This window comes from Glycomyces sp. NPDC047010 (genome assembly GCF_040644205.1).
In the GTDB taxonomy this organism is placed as follows: domain Bacteria; phylum Actinomycetota; class Actinomycetes; order Mycobacteriales; family Micromonosporaceae; genus Glycomyces.
On sequence record NZ_JBEYVY010000025.1, the window covers coordinates 1 to 8,517 of the forward strand.

8 protein-coding genes are annotated in these 8,517 nt (G+C 72.3%); 3 read left to right on the forward strand and 5 right to left on the reverse strand.

What is annotated here, in order from left to right; genetic code table 11:
* Positions 1-125: 125 nt before the first annotated feature.
* Positions 126-497, reverse strand: coding sequence for an SHOCT domain-containing protein (locus AB0A65_RS26700; protein ID WP_359955936.1), 372 nt, complete (start codon positions 495-497; stop codon positions 126-128).
* A 254-nt stretch (positions 498-751) separates the two neighbouring features.
* Between AB0A65_RS26700 and AB0A65_RS26705 the strand changes: the two genes are divergently transcribed.
* Complete coding sequence (locus AB0A65_RS26705; protein ID WP_359955938.1) at positions 752-2,119, forward strand: serine hydrolase domain-containing protein; 1,368 nt, start codon at positions 752-754, stop codon at positions 2,117-2,119.
* 101 nt (positions 2,120-2,220) lie between these two features.
* Here the strand turns inward: AB0A65_RS26705 and AB0A65_RS26710 are convergent, their stop codons facing one another.
* Positions 2,221-3,276 (reverse strand): bifunctional NAD(P)H-dependent oxidoreductase/GNAT family N-acetyltransferase, encoded by a 1,056-nt coding sequence (locus AB0A65_RS26710; RefSeq protein ID WP_359955941.1) that lies wholly within the window; start codon positions 3,274-3,276, stop codon positions 2,221-2,223.
* A 31-nt stretch (positions 3,277-3,307) separates the two neighbouring features.
* On the opposite strand from AB0A65_RS26710, the gene AB0A65_RS26715 reads away from it, so the two are divergent.
* Positions 3,308-3,790, forward strand: a complete 483-nt coding sequence (locus AB0A65_RS26715; protein WP_359955943.1) for a MarR family transcriptional regulator — start codon at positions 3,308-3,310, stop codon at positions 3,788-3,790.
* Here AB0A65_RS26715 and AB0A65_RS26720 read toward each other — a convergent pair.
* Positions 3,770-4,618: a helix-turn-helix domain-containing protein gene (locus tag AB0A65_RS26720; RefSeq protein ID WP_359955946.1), complete on the reverse strand. Its 849-nt coding sequence runs from the start codon at positions 4,616-4,618 to the stop codon at positions 3,770-3,772. The genes AB0A65_RS26715 and AB0A65_RS26720 overlap by 21 nt on opposite strands.
* A gap of 88 nt (positions 4,619-4,706) precedes the next feature.
* Here AB0A65_RS26720 and AB0A65_RS26725 point away from each other — a divergent pair, with 88 nt between their 5' ends.
* The gene (locus AB0A65_RS26725; protein WP_359955949.1) at positions 4,707-5,927 is read left to right on the forward strand and encodes a Gfo/Idh/MocA family oxidoreductase; all 1,221 of its coding nucleotides are present in this window, start codon (positions 4,707-4,709) and stop codon (positions 5,925-5,927) included.
* Between the two features lie 52 nt (positions 5,928-5,979).
* Here AB0A65_RS26725 and AB0A65_RS26730 read toward each other — a convergent pair whose 3' ends face one another.
* Positions 5,980-7,641: a copper resistance protein CopC gene (locus tag AB0A65_RS26730; protein ID WP_359955952.1), complete on the reverse strand. Its 1,662-nt coding sequence runs from the start codon at positions 7,639-7,641 to the stop codon at positions 5,980-5,982.
* Positions 7,638-8,348 carry a YcnI family protein gene (locus tag AB0A65_RS26735; protein ID WP_359955955.1) on the reverse strand — a complete coding sequence of 237 codons (711 nt, stop codon included), beginning with the start codon at positions 8,346-8,348 and terminating at the stop codon, positions 7,638-7,640. The genes AB0A65_RS26730 and AB0A65_RS26735 overlap by 4 nt, the downstream gene beginning before the upstream one ends.
* Positions 8,349-8,517: the final 169 nt, after the last annotated feature.

The window sequence follows — 8,517 nt, forward strand, 5'->3', positions numbered from 1 at the left end:
TTTCAGCGGTGTGCTCTACCCAGCGGCCGGCCCCGCCCCCGCCCCCCCCCACTCCCACCACGACACCCCCTCCCGGCACCGGGGGCGGGCGCCGCGCGGCGCCCGCCCCCGTGGAACCCACTCGCTCATGCGGCCGACGGCGGTCCGAGGACGCGGGTCTTCTCGGCCTGGAACTCGCCGTCGGTGAGCTTCCCCCGGTCGTGCAGGTCGGCGAGCACGCGGAGCTGCTCGGCGGTGTTGTCCGGGGCGTACCTCGCGACGAAATCGCGGCTGCTCCGGTCGATGGCCTCACGCTCGGCGGCGGTCGCACCGGCCGGCCGGACGATCAGGTAGACGAGGGTGCCGAAGAACGGCAGCAGGATCACGACCACGATCCAAAGTGCCTTGAGCCAGCCCTTGAGATCGTCCCGGCGGAAGATGTCGAGCAGCGCGAACGCCCACATCATGACCAGCGGCAGCCAGATCAGCAGCAGCCAGAAGATATCCCAGAACGACATGGCGTCCCCCTCATGCCAGGATCGGGACCGGACCGGTCCCGACGATGACTCACTCTCGCAAGATTTCGACCGACTGGTCGCGAATTCGCGTTTTCGCCTCGGACCGGACGGGGAGGGCCCGGACCGCGGCAGGCGCGCGACGATTAGGAGCCGTGCACGTCAGCGCGATGTCAGTCCGCCGTCAGGGGTGCCGCCCATTGTTCTCTCAGCAAGGAGCACCGACCGGAACACGGTCGCCGTCGAGAGGGAACACCATGAGCCACAACGAACTTCAGCAGGTCATCGCCGAGCGGGCGGCCGAGTACGCCGTGCCCGGCATCTCCGTCGGCATCTGGCACCGGGGCCGCGAGGTCTACGCCGCCCACGGCGTCACCAGCGTCGAGCACCCGCTGCCGGTGGACGCGGACACGATCTTCACGCTCGGCTCCACGACCAAGAGCTTCACCGCCACCGCACTCGTGATCCTCGCCGAGCAGGGCAAGGTCGACTTCGACGCGCCCGTCCGCCGCTACCTGCCCGGCCTCGCCCTCGCCGACGAGGCGACCGCCGCCGCGATCACGATCGGCCAGCTGCTCAACCACACCGCCGGCCTCGACACCTGGATGCTCCTGGACACCGGCGACGGCGACGACGCCCTCGAACGCTACGTCGAGGCCCTCGACCGCCTCACCCTCATCGCCCGCCCCGGCGAGCGCGCCTCCTACAGCCAGGCCGGGTACAACCTGCTCGGCCGGGTGATCGAGGCCGTCACCGGCACGACCTACGAGAAGGCGATCGGCGAACTCCTCTTCGCGCCGCTCGGACTCGACCGCTCCACGTACTTCGCCGCCGAGGCCATGACCCACCGGTTCTCGCTGGGACACAACGTCACCGACGAGGGCACCGCCGTCTCCCGGCCCTGGAAGCTCCACCGCGCGCAGAACCCCGGCGGGGGCCTCTCCTCGTCCTCCCGCGACCTCGTGCGCTGGGCCCGGTTCCACCTCGGCGACGGCCGCACCGAGAGCGGCGAGCGCCTCGTCTCCGCCGAGGCGCTGCACGCGATGCGCGAGCAGACGGTCGAGCTGCGCGGCAGCTCCATCGGCGACGGCCTCGGCATCTGCTGGTTCCTGCGCGAGGTCGACGGCGCCGCGACCTTCGGCCACGGCGGCTCCGCGTACGGACAGTTCGCCGACCTCATCATCGTCCCCGAGCACGACTTCGCGATCACCGTGTCCACCAACGCCGAACCCGGCGGCACCCCCTGCAACCTCGCCGTCATCCGGTGGGCGCTCGAACACTACCTGGGCCTGGTCGACCGCGACCCCGAGCCGGTCGCCTACGACGCCGCCCGCGCCGCGGCCGTCACCGGCGACTACGACGTCGACATGATGACCGTGACCGTCGCCGACGAGAACGGGCGCCTCACCCTCGCCGCCCGCATCAAGCCCGAGCTGCGCGCCGAATCCGAAGTGGAGCTCCCCGCCGACTGCGAACCCGGGCACCTGGGCTTCCTCGCCGAGGACGGCGACGACTACATCATCACCGAAGGCCCGCTCCAAGGCCAGCGCGGCTACTTCGCGCGCGGCGCCGACGGCGCGGTCACCGCCCTCGACCTCGCGGGCCGCCAGTTCCGCCGCGTCTGAGGAGTGCGAGGACGGGCCGACCGGCGACGATCCCCGAGTCCAGCACGGCCGGCTCGACGACGGCGCCGCGGTATTCCACCGCGGCGCCGTCGGGCTTCGCGTCAGCGGGGCAGGTCCTTGGCGAGGGTCGTGACGCCGTCGTCGTGGGCTGTCGGGAGGTAGCCGTGGTTCTTGTAGAAGTCGATGTTGCGCAGGCTCTTCGAGCCGGTGTGGAGCAGGAGGCGGCCGGGGTCGGCGGTGGACTCGGCGAGGTCGAGGAGCCACTTCCCCAGCCCGAGGCCGCGCCGGTCGGGGGCGACGGCGAGGCGGCCGATCTCCCAGGCGGTGCCTGAGCGGCGGGTGCGGACCATGCCGAGGAGGCGGCCGTCGAGCCACAGGCCGGTGGCGTCCCAGTCGCCGAGCCAGGCGCGGACGTCCGCAAGGGACTCGTGGAGCGCGGGGATATCCAAGGTGCCGTTGATGATCGCCTCCTCGACCCAGCAGCACCGCTGGAGGACCGCGACCTCGGCGGCGTCTTCTGGGGTCAGGCGCCTCGCGTAGGTGCCGGGGACGGGGCCCGGGATCGCATCGGGGCGGGCGCCTTCCCGCATGGGCCGCAGCGCGTTCGCGAGCCGGACCAGCTCGCCGAGCATGGAGGCCGCCGCGTTGTCGCGGCCCTGGTCGGGGCGGAGGCGGCCCTGCTCGAAGGCGTCGCCGATGCGGATCGCCACGGTGGCGCCGAGCGGGACCATGCGGAGGGTCGTGACCACCTGCTTGGCGTGCTGCACCGAGCGGGTGCCGGCCGAGGTGTTGCCGTAGCTGACGAAGCCGATGGGCTTCCAGGCCCATTCGGCGCCGAGGTAGTCGAGGGCGTTCTTCAGCGAACCGGGCATGCCGTAGTTGTACTCGGGGGTCACCGAGATGAAGCCGTCGGCCGCGTCAACCAGGGCGCTCCAGCGGCGCGTGTGCTCGTGCCGGTAGACGCCCGACGAGGGGTGCTCCTCCTCGTCCAGGAACGGCAGGCCGAGGTCGGCGAGCGAGACCGGGACGAGTTCCGCACCGAGTTCTTCGGCGGGACCGGCGAGGGCGTCGGTCAGCCACCGGGCGACCTCGGGCCCGAGCGCCCCGGGCCGGGTGCTGGAGGTGACGACGAGGACGCGGAGTTTTTTCGTTGACATGGAAACGAACGGTACATGCTATGTTGGTTACATGTCAACGAGTTCTTCGGCAGAGCCCGTGCGCTGGCTCGACGCCGACGAAGAGCGCGCCTGGCGGGCCTTCCGGCGGGTCATGACCGCCGTGCAGTCGGGCACGGCGCGGGACCTGGCCGCGATCGGGCTCTCCGAGGCCGACTACGAAGTCCTGAGCACCCTCTCGGAACGCCCCGGCCGCACCAGCACGCTGGGCGAGCAGGCCCGCAAGATGGGCTGGTCCCGCAGCCGCCTGTCCCGGCACGCCAGCCGCATGGAAGCGCGCGGCCTGCTGCGCCGCGACCCCGACCCCGCAGACGGCCGCGGCTGCCTGCTCGTGCTCACCGACCAGGGCATGGCCGTCCTCGCCGACGCCGCCCCCGCCCACCTCGCATCGGTGCGCCGCCACTTCATCGACCGGCTCGACGCCAGCGATCTCGCCGCACTCGAACGGATCGCCGGACGCGTCGCGAAGGAACCGTCAGCCGACGGCCTCCCCTGACCGCGGTCGCCGGTGCTGGCGGCGGTAGACGGCGGGCGGGACGCCGCATTCGGTCTTGAACGCGGAGTAGAAGCGGCTGACCGAGGCGAAGCCCGAGTCCGCCGCGACCGCCGCGATGGGCAGGTCGGTGGTGACGAGCAGGCGGCGGCCCTCGGCGAGGCGGCAGCGAGTCAGGTAGTCGACGACCGTGGTGCGCACGATCTTGCGGAAGTGGGTCATCGCGTAGTTGGGGTGCAGGCGCGCGGCGGCGGCGACGTCGGCCACGGTCAGCGGCTCGCGGAAGTGCTCGGCGAGGTGGCGCACCATCGCGATGACATGGCGGAGGGCCGGATCGCCGCCCGCGTACTCCGGTGAGGGCTCCTGCGGCGCGTCGAGCGCGAGGCGGCGGACGCGGGCCTCGACTTCGAGCAGCAGGATGCGGCGGCGCTCGGGGTGCGCACTGGACAGGTCGGCGGCCCACTGCGTGAAGTTGGCGGGGTCGGATTCCTTTGCGGCCGAAGGCGGGGCGATGAGCGGCGTCCCGGAGAGGAGCCGTCCGACGAGCGCGGTGGGCAGTCCCCAGCCGAGGAACGTGGCGAACGGGACGTGCACCCAGTGCGCCCGCGTCGCGGAGTTCGCGACGAGCTGGTGCGGGACGGCGGCCCAGAACGCCGCCACCGACCCGGGGGCGATCTCGACGGTGTCGCCGCCGAAGAGGTAGAGCATGGTGCCGCCTTCGGCGACGAAGTTGATCTCCAGGTCGTCGTGCTGGTGGGCGGTGTCCATGAGGACTGGGCGCCCGGCCCAGCCGACCAGCGCGGGCGGCGCGATCCCGATCTGAGGATTCAAGAAGTACTCGCTCTTTTCAGTGAAGAACTCTCCGATCAGAACCTATACCGTGGTGCCGCAGCGGCCGGCACCGGCCGCGGTCCACCGCATGGCACAAGGAGCCGTCTTGTTCTCTCTCGGAATCGTCGGCGCGGGGCAGTTCTCCGGCGCGTTCGCGAAACTGTTCAACGCCCACCCCGGGGTCTCCCGCGTCACCGTCACCGACCTCGTCCCCGACCGCTCGGCGACCCTCGTCCGCGAACTCGGCCTGGCCGGGGTCGAGGAGGACTTCGAGGCGATGCTCGCCTCCGACGTCGACGCCGTCGCGATCTTCACGCAGCGGTGGACGCACGGGCCGCTCGCGGTGCGGGCCCTGCGCGCGGGCAAGCACGTCTACTCGTCGGTGCCGATGGCCTTCACGGCCGAGGAGATCGCCGCGATCATCGAGGCGGTCGAGGAGACCGGGCTGACGTACATGATGGGCGAGACCAGCCACTACCACCCCGCGACCGTGCTCGCGCGGCAGAAGGCCGCCGACGGCGCGTTCGGGCGGCTGTTCTACGCCGAAGGCGACTACGTGCACGACATGGACCACGGGTTCTACGCCGCGTACCAGTACAGCGGCGGGGAGGACTGGAAGCGCACCGCGAGCTTCCCGCCGCTGAAATACCCGACCCACGCGATCGGCGGGGTGCTCGGCGCGTGGCGCACGCACGCGGTCAGCGTGAGCGCCATCGGGGTGCCGGACCGGCGCGGCGACGGCGTGTTCGACAAGTCCGTGAGCATGTTCGGCAACGACTTCTCCAACGCGACCGCGCTGTTCGAGACCGCCGACGGCGGCAGCATGCGCACGAACGAGTTCCGGCGGGTGGGCCTCGGCCAGTGGATCCCCGAGTCCCGCTTCGTCTTCTACGGCACGGAGGGCATTCTGGAGCAGGGCTCCCGCACCACCCTCTGGCACAAGCGGTCGGGCCCGCTGGAGGACTGCACCGAGCTGGTGCGGCCCGGCTGGGCGACCGGCGCGGACGACCCCGTACTCGCCAATGTGGACCCGGCGCTGCACGACTCGTTCATCTCGGGCCACGCGCCGGTGCACGACACCTCGGGCCTGCCGGTCGAGTTCAAGGGCCTCGGCAACGGGCACATGGGCAGCCACCAGCTGCTCGCGCACGACTTCGTGACCGCGGTCGAGCAGGGGACGCTCCCGCCCGTCAACGCCTGGACGGCCGCCCGGTACACGCTCCCCGGGCTGGTGGCGCACGAGTCCGCACTCCGCGGCGGCGAGCGCCTCAAGATCGACGACTTCGGCGACGCCCCCGGGGCGGCGTAGCGCCCGGCGTACCGCCGGGCCCTCGAAGCGGGGCCCGGCGGCTTGCCTTGACTCAAGACACGGTGATGTCGAAACCCGTTGAGAGGGAGTCGAACTCGGAGGCGCGGACTTGGAGGGTGAGGGTCCAGGCGCCGGTGAGCGGCAGGTCGATGATGCAGTGGTACTGGCCGGGGCCGTACTCGTGGATCTGGGCGTCGACGGGGCCGAAGTCGCGTTCGGGCAGCAGCGCGGTGATCGCGGGCGATTCGAGCGGCGTGAGCGGGGCGCCGTCGGCGCCGGTGAGGGCGAGCGTGAAGGAGTGCTCGCCGATGCCCGTCGTGGTGCCTTGCAGGTGGGCCTCACCGTCGCCGAGGGGCTCGATCAGGTCGATCGTCTCGGGAACCGGCGCAACCGGTTCCGTGGCCGCGGGCGGTGCGGACTCGACGCCGGGTGGAAGGTTGACGAGGACACCGGTGACGGCGATGACCGCGGCGAGCACGGCGGCTTCCGCTCGGACCGTGCGCCGCAGCCGGGCCAGGCCGGCGGCCGGGTCGGTCCCCTGGACGAGCGGGACGAGTCGGTACCGGTTCCACCCGGCCAGGGCGAGGGCGACCGCGACGAGGCCGAGCTTGATCAGCAGGACCCGGCCGTGGTCGGACTCGAAGAGGCTCGCCCAGGACCGGTGGATAGCCCAGGCCATCGCGATGCCGCTGGCGCCCAGGGCCGCGACGCTGTAGCCCGCCCAGGTCGAGAAGCGCGCGATGACGGTCGCGGCGTCCCGGAGGCGGCTGTGATTGCGCCGCAAGAGGAGGATGCCGATGCCGGTGATCCCGCCGATCCAGATCGCGGCGGTCGCGAGGTGGACGGCGTCGGCGGCGACCATGAGCCAGCGCGGGCCGAAGGCCATCGTGTGGCCGATGAGGACGGGCGCGAGGAGCGCGATGGCGGCGCCGACGAGGAAGGTGAGGGTCGACCAGCGCCTGCCGGGGCGGATCGTGCCGAGACAGGTGAGGGCGATGCCGACCGCGGTGGCCGCGAGGACCGTGATCGCGCCGGTCTGGACGGTGGGCGCCCAGGCGCCAGTGTCGGTGAGGTCGGTGAGGGGCCGTCCGGCGAGGTCGAGGGCGCCGACCGGGACGGCCAGGGCCGCAGCGAGAACGGCGAGGAGACCGCCGGCTCGCAGGAGGCGGTGCCGGGGCCGGGCGGGGGCGAGGCGGCGGGCGATGACGGTGCGGAAAAGTGCGTATCCGGTGCACAGGAGCAGCCCGGCGTAGAAGGCGATGTTCACCGTCTGGACGGCCCAGGGCCGGTCGGGTTCGGCCGCTTCGGATTCGGTCGGCGGCGGGGGTGCGGTCCCGGTGCCGACGGTGAAGGACAGGACGCCGGAGATCGGGTGGGCGTCGGCGGAGATGACGCGCCAGTTGACGTAGTAGGGGCCGTCGGCCAGTTCGGGCAGGTCGACGACCACGTCGGTGTCGCTGGCGGTGGCGGCGAGGTCCTGTTCGGTGCCGTTGCCGTCGACCAGGCGCATGGCGTCGGCGACGGGCTGGACGGGCTCGTTGAAGGTGAGGGTGACCACGTCGGGTGCGATGTCGAGGGCGGCCCGGTCGGGCGGGTCGGTCGCCAGGAGGGCGGCGTGCGCCTGTGCCGGGGCGGCGGGTGCCAGGGCGAGGAGGAGGGCCGCCAGGGCGGGCAGGATCGCCCGCCCCGGCAGGTGGGACCGGGTCGCGGTCACGAGGAGTGCCGCGTCCGGGCGAGGGCGAATGCGCCGATCGCGGCGCCGATCATGCCGATGGCGAGGGCCACGTAGGTGACCGGGTCGGTGCCGGAGTCGCCGTCGTCGCCTCCGTCTTCGGTGTCGGCGGCGGCTTCCTCTGCGTCGTCCTCGGTGTCGCCGGGGGCGGTCACGGTGATCGACGGTGCCGGGGATTCGAGGTCGTCGCTGTTCTGGCCGTCGGCCGGGATCTCGATCCAGGGGTGGTCGGAGGCGGTGCAGGTCTGGACGACCGGGAAGTACAGGGTCTGCCCGGCGGTCTCCTCGGGGAGCTGGAGGGAGAGCTCGAAGGCGTCGCGCAGGTCGTCGGGGAGCGGGGTATGCGCGGTGTAGACGATCTGGTCGACGCGCTCGGTGACCTCGTTGCCGTGGGCGTCGGTGACGGGTTCGGGCAGGTCGACCATGACCTTCTCGACGTCCCAGTTCGGGTTGACCGAGGGGGTGACGGCGTTGACGGGTTCGGGGATCTGGACGGCGACGGCGGTGGTCGCGTCGCCGTCGCAGCCGTGCGGGACGGAGACGGTGAGCAGGGTGTAGGACCCGGCGACGGTGTTCGGCGCCGTGATCGTCACGTGCGCGGCGGCGGGCCCGGCGGTGGCGAGGACGGCGAGCGCGGCGGCGGCGCCTGCGATGGCGGTGCGCGCGAGGGCGCGGGAGGTGCGTTGCATCGGCGGTACTGCTTTCTGGAGTCGGATCAGTCTATCTATGAATGGGTATGTGTCGATGTTTTTGGTTGCGGGGTGCGCGGCGGGGGGGGGGCCGGGGGGGGGGGGGGGCCCCGCCGGGGGCGGGGGCGGAGGCACGGGCCCACCCCCCCCCGACACGCCCACCCCCCGC

Coding starts and splice junctions, on each gene's coding strand:
- AB0A65_RS26725 (WP_359955949.1), top strand. CDS start 4,707: ATGGCACAAGGAGCCGTCTTGTTCTCTCTCGGAATCGTCGGCGCGGGG.
- AB0A65_RS26705 (WP_359955938.1), top strand. CDS start 752: ATGAGCCACAACGAACTTCAGCAGGTCATCGCCGAGCGGGCGGCCGAG.
- AB0A65_RS26735 (WP_359955955.1), bottom strand. CDS start 8,348: ATGCAACGCACCTCCCGCGCCCTCGCGCGCACCGCCATCGCAGGCGCC.
- AB0A65_RS26715 (WP_359955943.1), top strand. CDS start 3,308: ATGTCAACGAGTTCTTCGGCAGAGCCCGTGCGCTGGCTCGACGCCGAC.
- AB0A65_RS26710 (WP_359955941.1), bottom strand. CDS start 3,276: ATGTCAACGAAAAAACTCCGCGTCCTCGTCGTCACCTCCAGCACCCGG.
- AB0A65_RS26700 (WP_359955936.1), bottom strand. CDS start 497: ATGTCGTTCTGGGATATCTTCTGGCTGCTGCTGATCTGGCTGCCGCTG.